This window comes from Flavobacterium sp. Sr18, assembly GCF_011064265.1.
Classification (GTDB): Bacteria; Bacteroidota; Bacteroidia; order Flavobacteriales; family Flavobacteriaceae; genus Flavobacterium; species Flavobacterium petrolei.
Window position 1 is genome coordinate 934,624 of the sequence record NZ_CP049329.1, and the last position, 22,551, is coordinate 957,174.

20 protein-coding genes are annotated in these 22,551 nt (G+C 33.5%); 9 read left to right on the plus strand and 11 right to left on the minus strand.

The annotated features are described in order from the left end of the window. Positions 1-40 precede the first annotated feature (40 nt). The 3 genes from G7A72_RS04235 to G7A72_RS04245 all read left to right on the plus strand — a co-directional run bounded on the left by G7A72_RS04235 (position 41) and on the right by G7A72_RS04245 (position 4,034). The gene (locus G7A72_RS04235) at positions 41-2,212 is read left to right on the plus strand and encodes a DUF4838 domain-containing protein (protein WP_241258573.1); all 2,172 of its coding nucleotides are present in this window, start codon (positions 41-43) and stop codon (positions 2,210-2,212) included. Positions 2,213-2,222: 10 nt separating this feature from the next. Further along, positions 2,223-2,594 (plus strand): response regulator transcription factor, encoded by a 372-nt coding sequence (locus tag G7A72_RS04240; RefSeq protein ID WP_165151554.1) that lies wholly within the window; start codon positions 2,223-2,225, stop codon positions 2,592-2,594. Between the two features lie 87 nt (positions 2,595-2,681). Continuing rightward, on the plus strand, positions 2,682-4,034 hold the full coding sequence (locus tag G7A72_RS04245) for a DEAD/DEAH box helicase (RefSeq protein ID WP_165151555.1): 1,353 nt from the start codon (positions 2,682-2,684) through the stop codon (positions 4,032-4,034). 121 nt (positions 4,035-4,155) lie between these two features. Here G7A72_RS04245 and G7A72_RS04250 read toward each other — a convergent pair whose 3' ends face one another. Beyond that, positions 4,156-5,268, minus strand: coding sequence for a lactonase family protein (locus G7A72_RS04250; RefSeq protein ID WP_165151556.1), 1,113 nt, complete (start codon positions 5,266-5,268; stop codon positions 4,156-4,158). 182 nt (positions 5,269-5,450) lie between these two features. On the opposite strand from G7A72_RS04250, the gene G7A72_RS04255 reads away from it, so the two are divergent. The 4 genes from G7A72_RS04255 to G7A72_RS04270 all read left to right on the plus strand — a co-directional run bounded on the left by G7A72_RS04255 (position 5,451) and on the right by G7A72_RS04270 (position 9,739). After that, a complete protein-coding gene (locus G7A72_RS04255; protein WP_165151557.1) occupies positions 5,451-7,379 on the plus strand; it encodes a BatA domain-containing protein in 1,929 nt (642 codons plus the stop codon). 110 nt (positions 7,380-7,489) lie between these two features. Beyond that, positions 7,490-8,743 carry a dihydroorotase family protein gene (locus G7A72_RS04260; RefSeq protein ID WP_165151558.1) on the plus strand — a complete coding sequence of 418 codons (1,254 nt, stop codon included), beginning with the start codon at positions 7,490-7,492 and terminating at the stop codon, positions 8,741-8,743. 4 nt (positions 8,744-8,747) lie between these two features. Next, the gene (locus tag G7A72_RS04265; protein WP_165151559.1) at positions 8,748-9,086 is read left to right on the plus strand and encodes a hypothetical protein; all 339 of its coding nucleotides are present in this window, start codon (positions 8,748-8,750) and stop codon (positions 9,084-9,086) included. A gap of 5 nt (positions 9,087-9,091) precedes the next feature. After that, entirely contained in the window at positions 9,092-9,739 is a 648-nt protein-coding gene (locus tag G7A72_RS04270) for an alpha/beta hydrolase (protein WP_165153627.1), read from the plus strand. 58 nt (positions 9,740-9,797) lie between these two features. Here the strand turns inward: G7A72_RS04270 and G7A72_RS04275 are convergent, their stop codons facing one another. Then, on the minus strand, positions 9,798-10,298 hold the full coding sequence (locus tag G7A72_RS04275; RefSeq protein WP_165151560.1) for a hypothetical protein: 501 nt from the start codon (positions 10,296-10,298) through the stop codon (positions 9,798-9,800). 11 nt (positions 10,299-10,309) lie between these two features. Beyond that, complete coding sequence (locus tag G7A72_RS04280) at positions 10,310-11,074, minus strand: MBL fold metallo-hydrolase (RefSeq protein ID WP_165151561.1); 765 nt, start codon at positions 11,072-11,074, stop codon at positions 10,310-10,312. Positions 11,075-11,168: 94 nt separating this feature from the next. Here G7A72_RS04280 and G7A72_RS04285 point away from each other — a divergent pair, with 94 nt between their 5' ends. After that, the gene (locus tag G7A72_RS04285; protein ID WP_113666757.1) at positions 11,169-12,629 is read left to right on the plus strand and encodes a TonB-dependent receptor; all 1,461 of its coding nucleotides are present in this window, start codon (positions 11,169-11,171) and stop codon (positions 12,627-12,629) included. A gap of 148 nt (positions 12,630-12,777) precedes the next feature. Here G7A72_RS04285 and bcp read toward each other — a convergent pair whose 3' ends face one another. After that, the gene (gene bcp, locus G7A72_RS04290) at positions 12,778-13,230 is read right to left on the minus strand and encodes a thioredoxin-dependent thiol peroxidase (protein WP_113633377.1); all 453 of its coding nucleotides are present in this window, start codon (positions 13,228-13,230) and stop codon (positions 12,778-12,780) included. An 88-nt stretch (positions 13,231-13,318) separates the two neighbouring features. On the opposite strand from bcp, the gene nth reads away from it, so the two are divergent. Then, complete coding sequence (gene nth / locus G7A72_RS04295; RefSeq protein WP_165151562.1) at positions 13,319-13,969, plus strand: endonuclease III; 651 nt, start codon at positions 13,319-13,321, stop codon at positions 13,967-13,969. A gap of 118 nt (positions 13,970-14,087) precedes the next feature. Here the strand turns inward: nth and G7A72_RS04300 are convergent, their stop codons facing one another. The 7 genes from G7A72_RS04300 to G7A72_RS04330 form a co-directional block, all read right to left on the minus strand. Then, a complete protein-coding gene (locus G7A72_RS04300; RefSeq protein ID WP_165151563.1) occupies positions 14,088-14,231 on the minus strand; it encodes a hypothetical protein in 144 nt (47 codons plus the stop codon). Between the two features lie 52 nt (positions 14,232-14,283). Then, positions 14,284-14,868, minus strand: coding sequence for an RNA polymerase sigma factor (locus G7A72_RS04305; protein ID WP_091171946.1), 585 nt, complete (start codon positions 14,866-14,868; stop codon positions 14,284-14,286). A gap of 342 nt (positions 14,869-15,210) precedes the next feature. Then, entirely contained in the window at positions 15,211-15,966 is a 756-nt protein-coding gene (locus G7A72_RS04310; RefSeq protein WP_165151564.1) for a family 16 glycosylhydrolase, read from the minus strand. 6 nt (positions 15,967-15,972) lie between these two features. Beyond that, positions 15,973-18,273 carry a beta-glucosidase BglX gene (gene bglX, locus G7A72_RS04315; protein WP_165151565.1) on the minus strand — a complete coding sequence of 767 codons (2,301 nt, stop codon included), beginning with the start codon at positions 18,271-18,273 and terminating at the stop codon, positions 15,973-15,975. Positions 18,274-18,439: 166 nt separating this feature from the next. Then, complete coding sequence (locus G7A72_RS04320; RefSeq protein ID WP_165151566.1) at positions 18,440-20,242, minus strand: carbohydrate binding domain-containing protein; 1,803 nt, start codon at positions 20,240-20,242, stop codon at positions 18,440-18,442. A gap of 27 nt (positions 20,243-20,269) precedes the next feature. Then, entirely contained in the window at positions 20,270-21,109 is an 840-nt protein-coding gene (locus G7A72_RS04325; protein WP_165151567.1) for a family 16 glycosylhydrolase, read from the minus strand. Positions 21,110-21,144: 35 nt separating this feature from the next. Then, positions 21,145-22,551, minus strand: a complete 1,407-nt coding sequence (locus G7A72_RS04330) for a carbohydrate binding domain-containing protein (protein WP_165151568.1) — start codon at positions 22,549-22,551, stop codon at positions 21,145-21,147.

The window sequence follows — 22,551 nt, forward strand, 5'->3', positions numbered from 1 at the left end:
TTACTTTCTGTTTTTTTTGGTTCTTTTTAACTTCAAAACTATGGCTCAATCTAACATTATAATTGAGAATAAACCTGGGGAGGAAAATGCTATTGAATTCATGAACGAAAATGCAAAACCAGCTGCAAATATTTTAAAAAAGTATTTAGACCGAAGTTTTTCTAATCCTTTCATCATCAAAAGTAACTCAGGAAATTCGGAGAAAACTACTGCGACAATTCATCTAACTATAACAAATTCTAAAAATAAAAAAGACAAAAATAGTTTTAGTATCAAAAGTGATGATACCATTATCTACTTGGACGCAGCCAATGAAAAACTGCTTCGATACGCCGTTTATACTTTACTTGAAAATTGGGGCTTTAGAAAATTTACTTCGAAAGATCTTTATATTCCAAAATTAAATCGTGTTATTTTTCCAAAAAACACAACCCAAATACATAATCCTTCATTTGAATATCGGGTACTTTTTTATCCAGATGCTTTTGATGAAGATTTTCGCGATTGGCACAAATTAGATTGGCATTTAGACGATTTCAGTATTTGGGGACACTCATTTCATATACTTTTACCAGCAAAAGAATTTTTCAAAACAAATCCTGAATTTTTTGCTTTATACGAGGGGAAACGAAGACCGGAATCACTTTGTATGACTAACGAAACTGTCGTTAATACGGTAATAAAAAAAATGACTCAAATTATTACTGACAATCCTAAAGCATCATTTATATCTGTCAGTCAAAATGATGATGCTGTATATTGTGAGTGCGATAAATGCAAATCATTGAATGAAAAACATGGAGGACCGCAAGGCTCTCTGTATTTTTTTTTGAATAAAATTGCAAAACATTTTCCGAAAACAAAAATTGCTACACTGGCGTACCAACACACCTTCAAAGCACCAACTAATTTAAAAATCCAATCAAATATTTACACTTTATTTTGCCCTATAGAATTAAACCGAGGAAAATCGATACAGAATGATACTGAAAATAAACCTTTTATAAAAATATTACAAAACTGGGGGAAAACAGCTTCCAATTTATATTTATGGGATTATACCGTGCAATTTTCAAATTATTTATCTCCTTTTCCTAACATACATACATTTTCAGATAATTATAAACTTTTCAAAAAAAATAATGTCAAAGGATTATTTGTACAAGGTTACGCTGATGTTCCCGGAGATTTTTCGGAATTACGACAATATCTTTTAGCCAAATTATTATGGGATACTGAAATAGATATCGAAGCAACTACCGATGACTTCTTAAGAGGTTTTTACGGAAATGCTGCCTCTTCAATTAAAGAATATTTAAATCTTTTGTCCAAAAACCAAGAAAATTCGAATCGCACTTTAGACATTTATTCTGGACCTATTCAAAGTAGAAATACCTTTCTATCTCCAAAAGCGATGGTACAATATGACCAATTACTGGAAGAAGCATCCATGTCAGTGAATGAAGACCCCATTTTATATTCCCGAATAAAAAAATTACGTCTTGCATTAGAATATGTGTTTTTTGAGCAATCCAAGTATTACGGGAAAGAACAACATGGGATGTTCATCGTCAATGCCAATGGTGAAAAAGAAGTAAAACCCAGCCTAACTGAAAGGGTGTCGAAATTTGCTGAGGCGTGCAATGAATTTGGAATTTACGAACTGAGCGAAGATGGATTGTCTCCTGACCAATATTACCAGAATTGGCTGGAAATAACTAAAAATACGGCAACACATCTTGGAGAAAAACTAGAAATTAATATTTTGACACCATCATCAACGGAATACTCAGGTAAAGGAAGTGCTGGACTTGTTGATGGCATAACTGGACACACAGATTATAACATCAATTGGATTGGATGGTATGGAAACAATCCTGAAATAGAAATAATTACAAAAAATTTAGATTTTAATCTTATTAAGATGCACTTTTTAGATAACCAAAGAAGTTGGATTTTTCTACCACAGAAAATCACAATATTTGGATATAAAAACAAAAAATGGAACCTGATAACTGAAAAAAAATTCGCAAATTTAATAGAAAATTATGAAGTAAAAAGTAGTGAAATAGAGATTGTGGATAAAAGTTTCAGCACTTTTGAAAAAATAAAATTAGTCGTGCAGAATCAGGAAGATTTACCAAATTGGAGAAAACGGAAAAACAAAAAACCGATGGTAATGATTGATGAAATTGAACTTTACAACAAATAAAATAACTCAAATGAATAGCGACAAAAAAATACTAATTATTGAAGATGATGAGTTAATGATTAAAATCCTCACATTTATATTAAACAAGGAAGGATATCAGTTGAGCGTAATTAGAGATGGTCTAAGTGCTATTGAACAATTACACACCATAAATCCTGACATGGTAATCACTGATTTATTATTACCGTATAAATCAGGATTAGAAGTAATTAGCTTTGTAAAAAGTAATTACAAAAATAAAGCTATAATTGCATTATCTGCCTTAGGCGAAGAGGAACATTCTGTTAGCGAAGCATTTAAACTTGGTGCCGATGATTTCATTGCAAAACCTTTTAATCCAAACGAATTAGTATTGAGAGTGAAGCGATTATTAAATCATTAATTCAAATATGAAGCTAAATAGCCTCTGAAAAATGTTGATTTTGAGCATTACTTTCAAAAAGACTATATTTGCAAAAAATTTAAGCAAATGACTACTTTTGAGCAATTCAACCTTCCGAAATCCGTACAAAAAGCGATTGATGATTTAGGATTTACTACTCCCACTCCAATTCAGGAAAAAACTTTTTCTGTGATCATGTCCGGAAGAGATATGATGGGAATCGCTCAAACCGGTACCGGTAAAACATTTGCTTACCTATTGCCTTTGTTAAAACTATATAAATTCACCCCCGGACATACTCCAAAAATAGTGATTCTGGTTCCTACACGTGAACTTGTAGTTCAAGTTGTGGAAGAAGTTGAAAAACTGACCAAATACATGTCGGTTAGAACTATTGGAATTTTTGGTGGTGTCAATATTAATACTCAAAAAACCACCGTTTACCAAGGTTGCGACATACTTGTGGGAACTCCAGGAAGAATCATGGACTTAACACTGGACAATGTCATTCGTTTTGAAGAAATGCAAAAACTAGTAATTGATGAGTTTGATGAAATGCTAAATTTAGGATTTCGTACGCAATTGACCGCTATCTTAGCGATGATGCCAAAAAAACGTCAAAACATCCTTTTTTCGGCTACAATGACGGATGAAGTAGATGCAATTTTGAATGATTATTTTGATTATCCGGAAGAAGTTACGCTTTCTGCTTCAGGAACACCATTGGAAAATATCAAACAATTCTCCTATCAAGTTCTTAATTTCAATACCAAAATAAACCTTTTAAAGCACTTGTTGCAAAATAACAAGGACATGAGTCGTGTTCTGGTATTTGTCAATAATAAAAAGATTTCGGATTTGGTTCTCGAGCGAATCGAAGAAGATTTTGACGGTCAGTTTGGAGTAATTCACTCCAATAAATCACAAAATTATCGTTTGAGCACGATGGCTTCCTTTCAAGAAGGAAATTTACGTGGTTTAATTACTACAGATATTATGGCCAGAGGTTTAGACATTTCGAATATTACACACGTAATCAATTTTGAAATGCCCGAAATGCCCGAATTGTATATGCACAGAATTGGTAGAACAGGTCGTGCCGATGCTTCAGGAACCGCAATAAGTTTTATTGCGCCTCGCGAAGAAGAGTTCAAAGTAGAGGTCGAAGTACTGATGAATATGGAATTGGCAATTGAACCTTTCCCACAAACCGTTGAAGTTTCATCCAAATTAATAGAGCCTGAAAAAGACAGACAACCAATTAAGTTTTTAATGAAAAAACAGAAACTTGATGGAGATGGCGCTTTTCAAGAGAAAAGTAAAAAGAACAAGAAAGTCAACTTGGGTGGACCTGGTGTAACAAAGAAAAAAACACATGGTTCTGTCAATAGAAATATGCTAAAAACCAGAGACAAAAAGAGAAAAGACAAGAATAAATAGTCCTCAGTTCTAAATCCTGATATTTTTAAATCATCTGGGACACAAGATAAAATATAAAAACGGGTTAAAAATGGAAACATTTTCAACCCGTTTTTTTTGTGAATTATATTGATTCTCAAGTTTAATTATTAGTAAAAACTAAACAAACCGGAGCGCATAATGCTATTTTTTTTCCAGTATCAGTAAGTAATCCGGTCTTTTTATCTCTTTTAAAAATTACCACATCATTGGTATATTGATGTGCTACCAAAAGAAAATTACCTGTTGGATCAATCGCAAAATTTCTAGGTCCTTTTCCTAAAGTGCTGGTTTCTCCTTTCAATACTAATTTTCCGTTTTTTTGAATTTTAAAAATTGTAATATTATTGGCTTCACCGCGATTAGAAGCATATAAAAACTTCCCGTCAGGCGAAATATGGATATCCGCAGAACTAAACTTTCCTTTCAAATCTTTATCTAAAATAGTCGTTTCATCGATTTTCTCTAAAATTCCGTTTGAGTAACTAAATACCGTTAACGCACCGTCGAGTTCCTGTAATAAATAAACAAATTTCCCGTCTTTGCTAAAAGTTAAATGTCTGGGTCCACTACCCGATTTCGCTGAAATACTATCTTTTAATTCTAAAACAGTATTTGCAACATTAGGATTATAGGCATAGGAATACACTTTGTCATTCCCTAAATTGTTAGACAAAACAAACTTTTTATCTGGAGAAAAATGAACCATATGCACATGTGGACCTTCTTGTCTTTGCGTATTCGTCCCTTTTCCATAATGTTGAATCACTTGCTTTGCTTCAGCTAGACTTCCGTCGATATTTTTACCAAAAACAGAAATATTACCACCAGAATAATTGGCAACGATCACATTTTTATCATCGTTTATAATGTAACAAGGATCAGCACCTTTCGAACTTTGCTTGTTGATTAAGTCTAATTTTCCGCTTGCTGGATTATAACTAAAAGAACTTACCGAACTTTCAGCACCAAACTCATTTACGGAATAAACAAAATTATTATCTTTTGAAACCGTCAAATAACTTGGATTTATAACCTTTTCAGTAGCATTTTTAAAACTAAAATCACCTGTTTTCGAATCAAATTCATACACATAAATTCCTTTACTGTCACAACTTTGAGTATAGGTTCCAATCAGTAAATTGAATTTATTTTTTTGTGCCTGAACACTTGTAAAAATGAAAATTAGTAGAACAATAGCAAACGGCTTTTTCATGTTTTTAAATTTTATTGAAAAGCTAAAATACACATTATATCCATAATGAATGTCAATTGTTTATTCCTTTGAAAAATTATAACAACTTCAACCAAAACTGTCAACAAATTTGTATTTTTGACTCACGAAATTCAATGAACTTCATTGAAAATAAAATCCAGTGAAGTAAACTCAACCTCAGAATGCATTTTAAACATCCCGAAATTTTATACTTTCTGTTCTTGTTGATTGTTCCAATTTTGGTTCATTTATTTCAATTACGCCGTTTCAAAAAAGAATATTTCACTAATGTTCGTTTCTTAAAAGCACTTTCGATTCAAACTAGAAAAAGCTCTAAAATCAAGAAATGGCTGCTTCTCACCTGTCGTTTATTACTGCTAACTTGTATTATTATAGCATTTACGCAGCCTTTTTTTGAGTCTAAAGACAGTAAAAATGCCAACAACGAATTGTATATCATTTTAGACAATTCTTTTAGTATGCAAGCCAAAGGCAAAAAAGGGGAATTGCTAAAACGAGCTGTTCAGGAATTACTAGAAGAAACTCCGGAAAACGTCAATTTTTCTTTGCTCACCAATTCCGAAAATTATTGGAACACGGATATAAAGTCGGTTCGTAGTGCTCTGCAAAATCTAAAATACAGCGCCACTCCGTTCCAATTGGACAATATAATGGCCAAAATAAAAGCGCATAAATCAGCTTTTAAAAAAGATATCGTTATCATTACCGATGCTATTGGTCTTGATGAAAAACAATTGAAAAATAGTGATGCAACTGATTCTCCTTTATTTATAATCCCAAAAGCAGAACAAAAAAACAATGTTTCTATTGACAGCGTTTTCATCAATAAAACATTGGACAATTTTTATGAAATGAGCGTCCAAATATCCGGTTATGGAGATGATTTCAAACCGATTCCAATTTCTCTATACAATGAAAATAAGCTTATTGCTAAAACGATAGTAACTTTAGACACGAAGAAAAAAAATCTCAACTTTACGATTCCAAAACAAGCTTTTCATGGTTATTTTTCGATAGCTGATAATGGTTTGTCTTATGATAACACCTTGTATTTTAGCATTTCTAAAACTAAGAAAACCAATATTATCAGCATTGGAGAACCGGCAAAAAGCAACTTCCTTTCCCGAATTTACACCAGTGAAGAATTCAACTTTAGCAATTATACCTTAAGCGCATTGGATTACAATAAACTGGAGGAACAGGACGCAATTGTTCTCAATGAATTAGATGAAATCCCTCAAGCTTTGTCAACCACATTGAAATCTTTTGTAGAAAAAGGCGGAAATCTAATTGTGATTCCTTCAGCGATAAATTCCATTACCAATTTGAATTCTTTTATTTCGAATTTTGGAAATCTGAGATTCGATTCTTTAGAAAACAGAGAAAAACTGATTACTAAAATCAACTTCAATCATCCCATATTCAATAGCGTTTTTGAAAATAAAGTGACTAATTTTCAATATCCAAAAACTAAAAGTTCATTTATATTATCCAGTTCCAATTCTGCTGCTTTGTCTTATGAGGACCAAAGTGTTTTCTTGACTTCGATAGCGAATTCGGTTTCAGCAGTTGCCGTTTTTGCAGCTCCTATCAACACCGAAAATTCAAATTTTCAGCAATCTCCATTAATTGTACCTACATTTTACAAGATGGCGATGAACAATCAAAACAACGGTGTAAATGCTTTGACAATTGGGAATAACAATCCACACTTGACAGAAGTATCGCTAAATAAAGACGCTATTTTAACGGTAAAAGGCTCGGACGAACAATTCATTCCTATCCAACAAATTCTGAATAATAAAGTCAAAATGACTTTCAATGATTATCCGGAACAAGCTGGAAACTTTACCATTTTCAATAAAAAAGAATGGGTGGAAAACATCAGTTTTAATTACAACAGAACTGAAAGTAATTTGGCTTCAGCCAATGACAATATTCTTTCTGACTATAAAACAATCGAATCCATCCCATCGCTATTTGATACTTTACAAACTGACAGAACTGACAATCAAATTTGGAAATGGTTTGTTATCTTTGCACTGTTATTTCTGATTAGCGAAATGGCAATTATACGATTCGTGAAGTAAATAATGTAAGTCAAATACTTTAAAACTCAATTTGAAATGAGTTTGGTTGCAAGAGTTAATACAGTAATACGAATTCCATATTCCATTAAAAAAACAAATATTATCTACATATGAAATTAATCATCAGAGGCGCCAAAATAATCGATTCGAAAAGTCCGTTTCATAATAAGACTGCAGATATTTTAATTATTGATGGTTTTATAAAAAAAATTGGAACATCACTTCCAAATCCAGATAAAGTAGACGAATTACAACTTGATAATTTACATGTTTCACAAGGCTGGTTTGACAGCAGCGTTTCTCTAGGAGAACCTGGTTTTGAAGACCGAGAAACCATTTCAAACGGACTCAATGTTGCTGCTAAAAGCGGTTTTACAGCAATCGCATTACAACCCAACTCCTTCCCTATTATTGACAATCAATCTCAAGTGAATTTTGTTTTGAATAAAGCACAAGGTTCTGCAACTCAACTGTATCCTATTGGCGCTTTGAGCAAAGAAAGTGCGGGAAAAGACATGGCAGAATTGTATGACATGAAAAATGCAGGAGCAGTTGCTTTTGGTGATTATAATAAAAGTTTGGATAATGCTAATTTGCTAAAAATTGCTTTACAATATGTTCAGGATTTTGATGGATTGATTCTTGCTTTTTCCCAAGACGAAAATATAAAAGGAAATGGAGTAGCGAATGAAGGTATTGTTTCAACCCGATTAGGTTTAAAAGGAATTCCAAATCTTGCCGAAGAATTACAAATCGCAAGAAATTTATTCCTGTTAGAATACACCGGAGGAAAACTTCACATTCCAACAATTTCCACTAAAAAATCAGTTCAATTAATCAAAGAGGCTAAAGCCAATGGACTACATGTAACGTGCAGTGCTGCTGTACATCATTTGGTTTTAACCGATGAAAAACTGGAAGGTTTTGATACCCGTTATAAAGTTTCGCCTCCACTTAGAACTGAAACCGACAGAAAAGCATTACTGAAAGGAGTCAAAGATGGAACGATTGATATGATTACATCCGACCATAATCCGATGGACATCGAACACAAGAAAATGGAATTTGACGGTGCCAAAAATGGAACAATTGGAATGGAAAGTGCTTTTGGAGCTTTGATGACTGTATTGCCATTAGAAACTGTAATAGATAAATTGACATCCGGAAAAACAACTTTTGGAATCGAAACAGAAACGATTAATGAAGGTTCAAAAGCAAATATTACCTTATTTAATCCAGAACCAAAAAGCATTTTTACAAAATCATCTATTTTATCCAAATCTAAAAATTCTGCTTTTCTAGGTGCTGAAATAAAAGGGAAAGTATACGGAATTGTGAATCAAGGAAAATTAATTTTAGCATAGAAAAATGAATAATAATAATAATAATAATTCTGAGTCAGGTAAAACTGCAGCGATTACCAGTTATATTTTAGGAATTGGCGTTTTCATAGCGATGTCAATAAACTCAGAGGATAAAAATGCATTTGCCTCCTTTCACATCCGACAAGGACTGGGACTTACCTTAACATTCATATCATTGGGATTAATCATCAGCAATTTTGACAGCTTGATGATATCCGCTCCCATGTGGATTTTCGTATTTGTTTTATGGTCGTATGGCATTACAAGTGCTATAAAAGGAGAAACAAAACCAGTTCCATTATTAGGGGCTTATTATCAAAAATGGCTATCAAACATATCATAATTACAATGAATTTATCTTTAGAATACAAAATAAGAGAACCAAAAATAAAATTAGACAAGAATCCTCTAATCCTTTTATTGCATGGATACGGAAGCAATGAAGAAGATTTATTTTCATTTGCCACTGAACTTCCGGAAGAATATTACATTATTTCAGCGCGTGCGCCTTATGATATGCAATACGGTGCTTTTGCTTGGTACGCCATTAACTTTGATGCGGACGAAAACAAATTTTCTGACCACGAACAAGCTAAAGTTTCTAGGGATTTAATAGCTGGATTTATTGATGAGTTAATTGCCAATTATCCAATTGATGAGAAACAAATTGCTTTAGTTGGCTTCAGCCAAGGCGCTATTTTGAGTTACGCAGTTGCACTTTCTTATCCTGAAAAAGTTCAGAAAGTAGTAGCTATGAGCGGGTATTTGAATTTAGAAATTGTAGCTGAGGATTACCTCAAAAACAACTTTAATAATCTGAAAATATTTGCTTCACACGGAACGGTAGATCAGGTAATTCCAGTAGAATGGGCAAGAAAAACGCCTGCAATAGTAGAAAATTTAGGAATAAATTTAACCTATAAAGAATATCCAATTGGTCATGGAGTTGCTCCACAGAACTTTTATGACTTCAAAAATTGGCTTCAGGAAAAATAATTTTCAGTAATCAGTAGCAGTTGTCAGGGTATACTATCTGAAAACTGCGACTGCTTATTTATTTCTGATACAACAGCGATTGATTCACTTCAAAAGAAATGCTTTCATCAGGATTGACAAAATATTTCAACAAAACTTCGCCCCAAATTTCACCATCACTATAATCCGCTATAATCCATCTGTGGTTTAGTATTTTTATTTTGTTAATAATAAATTTATTAGTCCCAATTTGGTCTTGACCGGTATAAGGATTTCCTTTTGGATTGGCGTTAAAATCCATTAATTTTTCAGTAACAACAGGAATTAATTTTTCAAATTGAATCATTTTATCTCCATTTCCTGAATCAAAATAATTTTGGGCATTTTCATTCTTTTCTAAAGAAAAATAGTTGGCATCTACCAACTGATTCGAAACTAAGCTTAAACTGTCTCTTAATTTTTTTGTGGTCTTATCGTATCTATTTTGTTCAAATGTCACCTGTTTACTTAAGAACATGTAGGTAAAAACAGTCGAAAGAACAGCCAAAATAGTTAGATAAAGGAATAATGATTTTTTCATTGTAGTTAAAATTAAATTGTAATTTCTAAATTATCGTAGGCCAAGAAGACGTTATCCGGAAGGTTTTTTTGAACTTCTTCATGGTATCCCATAATATGACTAATATGAGTGAGATACGCTTTTTTGGGTTGCACCAAAGTTATAAAATCCAAGGCTTCTTTCAAATTGAAATGCGTTTCATGGGGTTCTTCCCGCAAAGCATTTATAACCAATACTTTTAGATTTTTCAACTTTGCAATTTCACTGTTTTCAACAGTTTTTACATCTGTTAAATAGGCAAAGTCATCAATTCGGTACCCAAAAACCTGAAGATTTCCATGCATCACATTTATGGGAACAGCTGTTTTATTTCCAATAGAAAAGGATTGATTATTGACCACTTCGATAGTTTCCACAGATGGCGCACCCGGATATTTATTGACTGTTTCAAAAACGTAATCAAAACGTTTTCTCAAATTATGGAGCACTCTTTGATGTGCGTAAATTGGGATTTCACCTTGTTTAAAATTAAAAGGACGAATATCATCAATTCCTGCAGTGTGATCTGAATGTTCGTGGGTAAAAAGAATTCCGTCTACTTTCTGACAATTGGAGGATAGCATTTGCTGTCTAAAATCAGGTCCGCAATCAATAACAAAAGAGTAATTTCCCCAAGAAATCCACACCGAAACTCGTAGTCTTTTATCTTTAAAATCAGTGCTTTTACAAACGGGATGATTACTCCCAATAACAGGAATCCCTTGTGACGTGCCAGTTCCTAAAAAATATACCTTCAACTTTCTTTATTTTAATTGCAAAAATAGGGTTAATTCTCTTTCATTAGAAACCTATTTCATTAACTTTGCAAAATATTAGCCATATTAAAAGAAAATGGATACAGAAATAAAATTAAAAGGTGATAAAATCATCCAACAAATCCCTTCAATTAAAGATAAAGCACTTCGTATCAATTTGAACGAAAATATTTATGGAACTTTTGCTGAAATTGGAGCTGGACAGGAAACTGTAAGACATTTTTTTAGATCTGGTGGTTCTTCCGGAACAATCGCAAAAGCAATGTCAGCCTATGACAAAGACTTTAGTGATGCCGTTTATGGTATTGAAGAAGATGGCCGTTATGTCACTGAAAGCCGACTTAAAAAAATGCTTTCTCATGAAGTAAACCTAATAGAAAAAAGACTAAGTAGAGAAAAACATCCTAACAAAATGTTTTTTAGTTATGCCAATACCGTGGCCACAATTGATTTTGCCAAACAATTTAAAGGACACGGCTGGGTTGGAATAAGTTACCAAATTGAACCAGACGAAGATTACAACGAAATTATTCTTCACATTCGTTTTAAAGAAACTGATGTTCGTTTGCAACAGGAAACTCTTGGAATTCTTGGTGTAAATTTAATTTATGGCGCTTACTACAAATACAATGATCCTAAACGTCTTTTGCGATATTTATACGACCATTTAGACAAAGATCAATTAGAAATTGACACGATAAATTTCTCAGGTCCCCGTTTCGCTGATGTAGACAATCGTTTGATGAGTTTACAATTAGTCAAAAATGGAATGACTGATGCGGTAATGTTTAATCCTGATGGAAAAAACATCCTTCCTGCAGCTATATTATACAAGAAAAACATACTTGCTTTTAGAGGAAGTTTTCGTCCAGTTACAAAAGTAAACATGGACATGTATGAGAAATCATTGAAAATGTTCTTGAACGAGAATAAAGTAAATGCTGAAAATACACTGGTAGTTTTTGAAATCACACTTTCAAATCTTCGTTCCGATGGTGAAATTGATGAAAGAGATTTCATGGATCGAGCTGAATTATTGTGTTCTCTTGGACAAACCGTAATGATTTCAAACTTTCAGGAATACTATAAAGTGGTGGAGTATTTTGCAAATTATACAAAAGCCCGAATGGGATTAGCCATGGGCGTAAATAATTTAATAGATATTTTTGACGAGAAATATTACAGACATTTAAGTGGTGGAATTCTGGAAGCTTTTGGAAAATTATTCTACCGCGATATGAAAGTATTCTTGTATCCAATGATTGGTGAAAATGGAGAAATAATTACATCCGAAAATTTGAAAGTACATCCAAGAATGAAAGAACTTTATAAATTCTTTAAATTCAATGGCAAAGTAGTTGATATTGACGATTATGACCCTTCAATTCTAGAAGTTTTCTCCCGTGAAGTTTTGAATATGATTAATCATGGAAAACCAGGTTGGGAACATATGCTTCCTTCCGGTATTGCAGAAATAATTAAAGAACACAGACTTTTTGGATTTGATCCAAATAAAGTCTTGAACGAAAGCAACTAGTAGATTCAAATTATAAAAAAAGTCCAGAATTGCGGTTAATTATTACCTCAACTCTGGACTTTTCTTTGTCCATCAAAATCTAAGTTCAGTTTTAGAAATTTAATTAAATTGCACTAGCAACTAACTCCTAAAAACGCAACACGAATACTTATTTTAGTATTTGAGCTGCATGCGCCTTCGTTTTTACATCAGAAATCACCTCTTCGATGATTCCTTTTTCATCAATTACAAAAGTGGTTCTGTGAATTCCATCATATTCTTTACCCATGAATTTTTTTGGTCCCCAAACTCCAAAAGCCTGAATTACAGATTTATCTTCATCAGCAAGTAATGGAAAAGGAAATTCATACTTGTCTTTGAATTTCGCTTGAGCTTTCGCTGAATCAGCACTTACACCTAACAACGCGTAATTATTAGCCTGAAATCGCTCAAAATTGTCTCTTAAATCACAAGCTTCAGCAGTACATCCCGGCGTATTTGCTTTTGGATAAAAGAAAACGACTAATTTTTTTCCTGAATAATCCGCTAATTGATGTGATTTCCCGTCTTGATCTACGCCTGAAAAATTAGGTGCTTTATCTCCTTTTTTTAATGTTGTCATTATTTGTATTTTTTACTTATTTGAATTGAATTTGAATATTGCTATTGCAGTTGAAATTGTTTTTCTTTACAATCAAATTTAATGAATAATGAATAAACAAGAACGTGTATCTTTTGTTATAAATACGTTAAAAGAATTATACCCTACGATTCCAATTCCGCTAGATCATAAAGATCCATATACATTATTAATAGCTGTTCTGTTATCAGCACAATGTACAGATGTGCGAGTAAATCAGATTACGCCTTTACTTTTTGCAAAAGCAGATAACCCATATGATATGATAAAAATGTCTGTGGAGGAAATAAAGGAAATTATTCGTCCGTGTGGCTTATCGCCAATGAAATCAAAAGGAATTTATGGATTATCGCATATTTTAATTGACAAACATGGAGGGAAAGTACCCCAAAGTTTTGAATTTCTAGAAGAATTACCCGCAGTAGGACATAAAACGGCCAGTGTCGTGATGTCGCAAGCGTTTGGAGTCCCTGCATTTCCTGTGGATACACACATCCATCGCTTGATGTACCGCTGGAATTTAACCAATGGTAAAAACGTAGTCCAAACGGAGAAAGATGCCAAACGGATTTTTCCTGAGGAAATTTGGAATGACCTTCATCTTCAAATTATTTGGTACGGAAGAGAATATTCTCCGGCTCGTGGGTGGGATTTAGAAAAAGATATTATTACCAAAACGATTGGCCGAAAAACGGTACTCGATGCATATTATAAAAAATAAGTTATCTAAACACAAAAAACCGCTGATTCTTAATGCGAATCAGCGGTTTTTTTTTATGTATTGTTAATACCCCTTAGAAAAGTAAAAACTGACTTTTTATCAATCAATCAATATAATTCTAATTCGAAATAATTTCGAAACTCTTATTATCTACTTTTATTATGGTTAACGCTTTGGAATAGCCTAATAAAAAAGAAATTGTTTCTTTACTTGGTTTCATCGTTTGATAAACTAATGATTTTTTTGAGTAAGTTTTTGCCATATAGTAATACATATTTGTTTTCTATTACAACGCAGCAAATTTCAAGATATTGTTAATTGGTTAAAACAATTTGGTGTTTATCAATTACTTTTCTCAAATTCATCAAAGCATAACGCATTCTCCCTAATGCGGTATTGATGCTCACTCCGGTAGATTCCGAGATTTCCTTAAAACTCATATCTTGATACATTCGCATTACCAAAACTTCTTTTTGATCCGCTGGAAGTTCTTCAATTAATTTCTTCAAATCCATTTCTACTTGTTCCGATATTATTTTATTTTCTATCGTCAAGGAATCATCAGACATAATTGAGAAAATAGAAAATTCTTCCGTTTCTCTGAACATGGGCATTTTTTTAGTTTTTCGGTAATGATCAACAACCAGATTATGGGAAATACGCATTACCCATGGCAAGAATTTACCTTCTTCATTATAGGAGTTTGATTTCAAAGTCTTAATCACTTTGATAAAAGTATCTTGAAAAATATCGTTGGTAATATCTCTGTCGGGGATTTTAGAATAAATAAATCCATAGATTTTTGATTCATGCCTTTTTATTAGTTTAGCTAAGGCATCCTCATTACCTGCGACATATTCCTTAACTAATGACGCATCTGGGAGTTGTATATTAACCATAATAATACTTTTTAGTTTTAATTAAAATTGGAGAGTTTTCTCTAAAAAGTAGTTTTCTATTATAGGCTAAATTGGATTACGTTCGTTAAGTTTTCAAATTTAACTAAATATTATTTTAAGATGCAAGTAAAATTAATTAAAATTAACATATCATGAATAAAATTTGTTAAAATTTTTCTTCTTTTTTTCACATTTACCATACAAATAGCATGCCGTTGAATAAAAAAGAATAGTTTATGTCAAGGAATTCTTAAAAATAAAAAAACTAAAATAAAGTCCGATTGTTAATCGATTAGAATCAAACCTCATTTTAGTTTCAACTATTTTATTGTTTGTGTACCATTATTGGTAGACTCTGATGTAATCAACTATGAAATGCTGCGGTAGAATATTGTCATCAACTTCTGGACCACCAAAGTTCCCTCCTATTGCCATATTAACAATAAAATAAAAAGGCTGATTATAGGGCCAAATTGCCTCTGTTTTATTTTCAGGCTGAAACGTGTACACTAAAGTATCATCCACATAAAAATCGATTTTGTCTTTCGTCCATTCCATAGCGTAAATATGAAAACCTTCCTCAATATCATCAAATCGTGTTTTCTTTGTATTTATCGTATTTCCATAGCTGTCCTGCGTATGCAAAGAAGTAAAAACCATATTTGGCTCTTTCCCTATGTATTCTAAAATATCGATTTCACCACATTTAGGCCAGCCAACTTCATTTATATTAGAACCTAACATCCACAAAGCAGGCCACACTCCTTGACCGACCGGCAACTTCGCTCTTGCCTCAAAACGACCGTATTGAAACTCTTTTTTGCCTTTGGTAGTAATGCGTGTCGAAGTATATTTATCTCCTTCTTTTTTAGCAGTAATGACCAATTTATTTTTAGCAATTTTGTGATTCTGTTTCGTATACAATTGTCTTTCTTTGTTGCCCCAACCGCAATTAGGACAACCATCACCAAGTTCAAAATTCCAATTCTTTTCATTTAAAGTTTTACCGCTGAAATTTTCTTCCCAAACCAGTTTTCGTTTGTTCTGTTGCGCAAAAGAAAAATTAACCACAAGTAGTAATACTATTATTTTCTTCATTATATTTTAATTAGAATATTGAAAATCTCCTTCCAACTTTGTTATTGAACTGCCTCCAATGAATACTTTAAAGTCTCCAGCTTCTGCTTCCCATTTTCTATTAGCCGTGAAATACTCAATTGTTTTTTCATCGATTGTAAACACCACTTTTTTGGTTTCGTTGGGTTGTAATTCTATCATTTCAAATCCTTTCAACTCTTTTACGGGACGTGTGGTACTTCCTATCAAATCTCTAATATACAATTGAACCACTTCTTTTCCGGCAACTTTCCCCGTATTTTTTAAATTTACAGAAACTTCAATTTTACCATTTTTCGAAAATTTATTAGAGGATAATTGTAAATACGAATATTCAAATTTAGAGTAACTTAAACCGTGCCCAAAAGCATACAAAGGCGTATTTTTTTCATCGATATAATGCGACCAAAACACACTTTCGGGTTCGTTCATAACTGGCCTTCCCGTATTTTTATAATTGTAATAAATAGGAATCTGACCTACATTTCTCGGGAAAGTCATTGGCAATTTTCCACTTGGGTTGTAATCGCCGTATAAAACCTGTGCAATTGCGTTTCCGCTTTGTGTTCCCAAATGCCATCCTTCGACTATTGCAGGAATATTTTCATCAGCCCAAGGAATCGCTAATGGACGACCATTATTTAAAACCAAAACCACATTAGGATTGACCTTATAAATTGTTTCTAATAATTCTTGTTGAACACCTGGCAAACCAATATCGGTTCTACTTCTTCCCTCGCCTGATTGCAAACCGTGTTCTCCCAAAACCATAATTACTACGTCAGCTTGTTTTGCAGCGGTAATAGCTTCTGCAAATCCACTCTTATCCGTCGTATTGATTTTAGTTTCCCAAATGAATTGGGTTCTTCCCTCGGTTACATCAGCTCCTTTTACATACTTGAGTTGATTTCCTGAGTACTTTTGTAATCCTTCCAGAACAGAAACTGCCGAATTATCATCAGCTGCGATTCTCCAACTTCCCAAAGGACTCGTTTTATCATTTGCCAAAGCACCAATTAATGCGATTTTTTGACCTGATTTTTTTAAAGGCAATAATTCCTTTTCATTTTTTAAAAGCACGATTGACTTTTTGGCCATATCCAAAACTCCTTCATGAAAGGCCGCTTTTCCAACGGTTGCCAGTTCTCGATTTTCATCACAATATTTGTATGGATCATCAAACAAACCCAATTCGAACTTAACTTTCAAAATTCGTCTTGCAGCATCATCAATAACGCTTTCTTTGACTTTGCCTTCTTTGACTAATGCAACCAAATGTTCCACATATGCACTGGATTCCATATCCATATCTGAACCTGCATTAATCGCTATTTCAGCCGCTTGTTTACTGTCCTTAGCAAAACCGTGCGGAATCATTTCGTTGATAGAACCCCAATCCGAAACTACGAAACCATCAAATTTCCAATCTCTTTTTAAAACTTCTCTTTGCAAATAGGCATTTCCTGTTGCGGGAATTCCATTCAATTCATTAAAAGAGTTCATAAACGTTCGCACACCTGCATCAACGGCTGCTTTAAAAGGTGGAAAAATGGTATTTTGCAACACAGTTTCGCTTATATCAACTGTATTGTAATCTCTTCCTGATTCTGCAAAAGCATATCCTGCAAAATGTTTGGCGCAAGCCAAAATAGTATTCACAGCGGCTAAATCTTCCCCTTGAAAACCTTGTACACGAGCAACGGCAATTTTACTTCCTAAAAAAGGATCCTCGCCGGCGCCTTCCATAACGCGTCCCCAGCGGGCGTCTCTGGAAATATCAATCATGGGTGCAAAAGTCCAGTTCAATCCAACAGCAGCGGCTTCTTCAGCTGCAATTGCTGCCGACTTTTTCATCGCTTCTAAGTCCCAACTTGCTGCTTCAGCGAGCGGAATTGGACTAATCGTTTTATAACCGTGAATAACATCAAATCCAAAAAGCAAAGGAATTCCTAATCGGGTTTGTTCCACCGCTATTTTCTGTAATGCTTTAACATCTTTAACTCCTTTGACATTCAGCATTGAACCGACTAAACCTTTTTTCAAGTCCTCGTATTTTTTGGCCGCTTGACCTTCTTTTGGAGTTGGACCTGTAATATCCCAAAACCCGTTATACTGATTGAGTTGCCCGACTTTTTCTTCCAAAGTCATCAGTTGGAGAACTGAATCTACTTTTGTCTCTAAAACATTTTCTTTGGAATAAGAAACAGGCGATTTCAAGATTTTATTACTGCAACCTGCAACTAGTAGAGCTGCTATAGCAAATGATGCTAACAGGGATTTATTTTTCATCTTTATCCATTTTTTTACACTTAAAAGGTCGAAATAAATTTCGACCTTTTTATTTTCATCATATCAAATTATTATAGTTTTAAACTTGTAAAAAAACACTAGTCTAAACTAAATTTATATTCTTTTTGCAATAGCAAACGTACACTTTAACTATTTAAACAATAATTTAATTAATAGTCACAGAAACGTTATCGATATTAGCAGTTACTTTGCACCCTGCATCACCGCCACAAACTGCTTCAATTAAGAACGACAATCCTTTAGAGACATCAGCATTTGAAGGTATTGTATAAGTACCCGTAAATGTTGTCCATGATGAAGTTAAAGTTGGAGTTGGATTGAAAACATGTGTAAACGAAGCTCCAGCAGCACCTTCACCAAAAAGTAGAACATTAAATACAGCACCTGGTTGTACAATAGAACCTTTAACATCAAACTTAACTGTGATTTTGTCACCAGATTTTACTGTTCCTGCACCAACAGCTTCTTGTTTAAAGGCTGGATTACTTGGCCCATTTGTCACTAATTTACCTGACCAAGTACCACCATTATTACTTGTTGTATTATCTAAAGCTGCAGTACCTCCATTTTGAAAAACAATCCATCCAGAAAGCGCCCCAGTTTCAAAATCACTGTTTTGTGCTAATCCTGTAGTCGTTCCTGACCCACCAGTACCTCCTCCTGAACCTTGTAAAAATAGGGATACATTATCAATATTTACTTCTCCAATTGCTGCACCTAAATCAAACAATACACGTGCATCGCTTGCACCAAAGTTACTCGCGGTTACAGTAATTGTGTATTTCGTGCGAGTTGTAGTAATGTTTACTGTCTGAACCGTATTGGAAAAATCTCCTCCACTCAATCCTATTCCTGCTAAGATAGATCTTGCTCTATCTGACCATGCATCAAAACTCAAAGTGTATGTTGCACCTTGTACTATTGCTAATTTCTGACTTACATTTACATCATAAGAATTTCCTGCAGCGGTCACGTTTACCGAATAAAAAGTATCACCGTTTACAGTTTTAACTGGAGCAGGATCAGTACCAACTCCAATAATCCAAGAGCTGCTACCGCTTTCAAAATTACCATTAGTTAATAAACCATCATCAAATGCGCCAGGAGTAACTCCACCACCAGTTCCTGCATATACTTTAAGATCATCGAAATAGTAAGTATCTTTATTATTTGCATTCAAATCAAAGAAAAGAACTATTTTATTAAACTTATTGGTTTGAGAAGCAGCAAAAGGAAACGTTAATTCTTCCCACTCACTTGTTTTTGTTGTAGGAACTTCTAATTCTGTGTTGTTATTTGGATTACCGATTTCTTCTAATTTAATTCTAACTTTAAAACCAGGTTTTGCCGAATAAACTTTCATTTTCAATCCTCCGTTGGTATTGAAATCTAATTTGGCATTTAAATTAATTTGTGTGTTATCCCAAGGATTGTTTCCTAATTTTGTGATTTTACCCACTTTACATGAACTATTTAATGCATTATCGAAACTAGGGTTTGACACCCATGCAAAATCAGCTCCATCATTTATAATAGTTCCTGCTGCAGGTTCTGTTTTAAATGTCATATTTAAAGTTGCGGCATTTATTGATTCTAATGCTTCAGTAGTACAAGGAGTGGTAGGAATTGTTATGGTAATTTCGTCCTCAAACGTATCCGAACCACCTGCTACATTATTTGCTATTAAAACAATTGTATATGTACCGGCAGCATACGACTTTATCGGATTTATTTCAGTAGAAGTCTCATCATCTCCAAAATCCCATTCGTAGTTTTTAGAATTCTCTGAGATATTTATAAATGTAACTGTTCCTGTTGCTGGATTTACTGTGTAAGTGAATCCGGCAACTACTTTAGGATATTTGGAGTCATCATTTGTACATCCAAATAAACATATCGTTAAGATCAAAATTGCAATTTGCTTAGCGCTATTGATTAAGTATTTCATAATTATTATATTTTGGGTTAATTGGTGTTATTTTTTGTAAACTCTTACGTAATCTATTAACATAGTTTGTGGAAAGACCGTTTCGCTATTTGGAGAACCAACAAAAGAGCCTCCTACAGCCAAATTAATGATGATGTAAAAAGGTTTGTCAAACACCCATTCGCCTGTCACATCACTAGGTGTAATTTGATTATATAACACATCATCTACATAGAAGTTAATATATTCAGGTCCCCACTCTATGCCATAGACATGAAAACCAGTATCAAAACGATCATTTAAAAGATTATAACTTTTTGATATTGAATTTCCTCCTGAATAACCTGGACCATGGACTGTTCCTAAAATTGTTGTGGGATTTTGTCCGCGATATTCCATAATGTCTATTTCGCCACATTGTGGCCAAATAACAGTATCGGAATTAGCACCTAATAACCAAAAAGCAGGCCATATCCCTTGGCCATAAGGCACTCTTATACGCGCTTCATATCGACCGTAAGCTTGTTCAAATTTACCTTTAGTCAACAATCTTGCAGAAGTATAGGAAGAACCATTAAAAGATTCTTTTCTTGCAGTGATAAGCAGTACACCATTTTGTACCGTTACATTTTCAGTGCGATCTGTGTAGTATTGCAACTCTCCATTTCCCCAACCATTATTTCCAGTTCCAATATCATAATTCCAAATTTCGCTATTTGGTTTACCATTAACATCAAACTCATCCGACATTACCAAATTATTAAATGTCGCTACCGTTTGCTTCTCATCAGTTGAACAACTAGAAAATACAAAAAAGGAAAAAACTACATAAAAAGGTATTATGGATAATTGTCGTGCTCTTATTTTAAGTTGATTTATTTTATTCATCTTAAGTGTTTTTATTATTTATTAAAACCAATAAATTATTTATAGAAATATAGATTATCAAGTAAAAATTTTATATCTCCTACAAAAACAATTTGTGCTAAATTTCCCTTTTGCGAAGCAATATCACCAGTTAACGGAATGTTTATTGAAATCCATTGTCCAGGAGTTATTTGATTTGCTGGAACTGTATATGATATTTCTTTATCATCTACTGTTGGTCCTCCTGTAAAAATATTTGTATCAATTACACCATTAGCGCCTCTATCTCTTATTTTGACTATAAAAGGCGTATTTGTTGTATCTGCGGTCCAAATATCTAAATGAAGAAAACCCATTGTTGTCGCATTTATTGCAGGATTTTTAAACTCAATACCCACATAATTTAAATCCGAATAATATTTAAAATTATCAAAACCAACTTTTATATCAGACGTTTTAGTTGTTGAACCATCGTACAATCCATTGAAAAAATCAACTGGTACATTTGTATAAGCATTGCTAAACAACGATATTACATTAACTGCTGCTTGAGTTGGCACAGGTGCAGAACCAAAACTACCAGAAGCTTCAATTGTCAAGGAACCTGTCGCTTTAACACCTGCTACAGCAGCGGTTATTTTGGCTGTACCAAATCCAACAATTGTAACGATTCCTAATTCACTAACTCTTGCAACCTCAATATTTGAGGAACTAAATTTAAAGTAAGAAGGTGCTGCCAAAACAGTTTGATTTATACCCGAAGCCAAATTATAAGTTTGAGTCAGACCATCAATTGTAACATTTGAACCAATGAAACTATTTTCCTTTTTATCAACACCATTAAAAATAGCAGGTTTTGGTTGTGCAACAGTCCCTAATTTTTCATATTTCAATTCATCAATCCAAAAAGTATATCCATTACCATTCTCAGCTCCTTCAGCATACCAAAACATCCCCTTTTCAAGCGTCAATTTAGTAGCATCAGGTATAGGAATTATAACTTTAGTCCAATTTGTAGATAAAGGAACATTAGTCATTGTTACTAAATATTTATTCGCCCCAAAATCATTCCCAAGACCCACTTCATTTAACGTTGCTGCTTGTGTGGATTTAATCCAAAAAGTCAATGCATCATAATCCGATAAATCACGTCCCGTAGCATCCGGAAAAATTGCCCCTGCAAAGGCACCATTAGGATCACCTACAGTAGGAACGTCAAATCGCATTGATGCCGTACCTTTATATTTTACCTCTTGGTCTACTGTAAATGCATTTGCTTTTGAACCACTAAAGGGGAAATAATTTAGACCTCCACTAAAACCATCGATAAAAACTTCAGCTGTTTTAGGAAACGTTGCAAACTCAACATCATCGGAAAGCTCTCTCTCACATCCAACTGTTACAATGAGTATCAATCCCAGTAGGAATATGATTTTTGAATCTCTATAATTACTCTTTTTCAT

Coding starts and splice junctions, on each gene's coding strand:
- G7A72_RS04265 (WP_165151559.1), top strand. CDS start 8,748: ATGAATAATAATAATAATAATAATTCTGAGTCAGGTAAAACTGCAGCG.
- G7A72_RS04275 (WP_165151560.1), bottom strand. CDS start 10,298: ATGAAAAAATCATTATTCCTTTATCTAACTATTTTGGCTGTTCTTTCG.
- G7A72_RS04285 (WP_113666757.1), top strand. CDS start 11,169: ATGGATACAGAAATAAAATTAAAAGGTGATAAAATCATCCAACAAATC.
- bcp (WP_113633377.1), bottom strand. CDS start 13,230: ATGACAACATTAAAAAAAGGAGATAAAGCACCTAATTTTTCAGGCGTA.
- G7A72_RS04260 (WP_165151558.1), top strand. CDS start 7,490: ATGAAATTAATCATCAGAGGCGCCAAAATAATCGATTCGAAAAGTCCG.
- G7A72_RS04330 (WP_165151568.1), bottom strand. CDS start 22,551: ATGAAAAAGAGTAATTATAGAGATTCAAAAATCATATTCCTACTGGGA.
- bglX (WP_165151565.1), bottom strand. CDS start 18,273: ATGAAAAATAAATCCCTGTTAGCATCATTTGCTATAGCAGCTCTACTA.
- G7A72_RS04245 (WP_165151555.1), top strand. CDS start 2,682: ATGACTACTTTTGAGCAATTCAACCTTCCGAAATCCGTACAAAAAGCG.
- G7A72_RS04320 (WP_165151566.1), bottom strand. CDS start 20,242: ATGAAATACTTAATCAATAGCGCTAAGCAAATTGCAATTTTGATCTTA.
- G7A72_RS04310 (WP_165151564.1), bottom strand. CDS start 15,966: ATGAAGAAAATAATAGTATTACTACTTGTGGTTAATTTTTCTTTTGCG.
- G7A72_RS04270 (WP_165153627.1), top strand. CDS start 9,092: ATGAATTTATCTTTAGAATACAAAATAAGAGAACCAAAAATAAAATTA.
- G7A72_RS04250 (WP_165151556.1), bottom strand. CDS start 5,268: ATGAAAAAGCCGTTTGCTATTGTTCTACTAATTTTCATTTTTACAAGT.
- G7A72_RS04235 (WP_241258573.1), top strand. CDS start 41: ATGGCTCAATCTAACATTATAATTGAGAATAAACCTGGGGAGGAAAAT.
- G7A72_RS04305 (WP_091171946.1), bottom strand. CDS start 14,868: ATGGTTAATATACAACTCCCAGATGCGTCATTAGTTAAGGAATATGTC.
- G7A72_RS04325 (WP_165151567.1), bottom strand. CDS start 21,109: ATGAATAAAATAAATCAACTTAAAATAAGAGCACGACAATTATCCATA.
- G7A72_RS04300 (WP_165151563.1), bottom strand. CDS start 14,231: ATGGCAAAAACTTACTCAAAAAAATCATTAGTTTATCAAACGATGAAA.
- G7A72_RS04240 (WP_165151554.1), top strand. CDS start 2,223: ATGAATAGCGACAAAAAAATACTAATTATTGAAGATGATGAGTTAATG.
- nth (WP_165151562.1), top strand. CDS start 13,319: ATGAATAAACAAGAACGTGTATCTTTTGTTATAAATACGTTAAAAGAA.
- G7A72_RS04255 (WP_165151557.1), top strand. CDS start 5,451: ATGCATTTTAAACATCCCGAAATTTTATACTTTCTGTTCTTGTTGATT.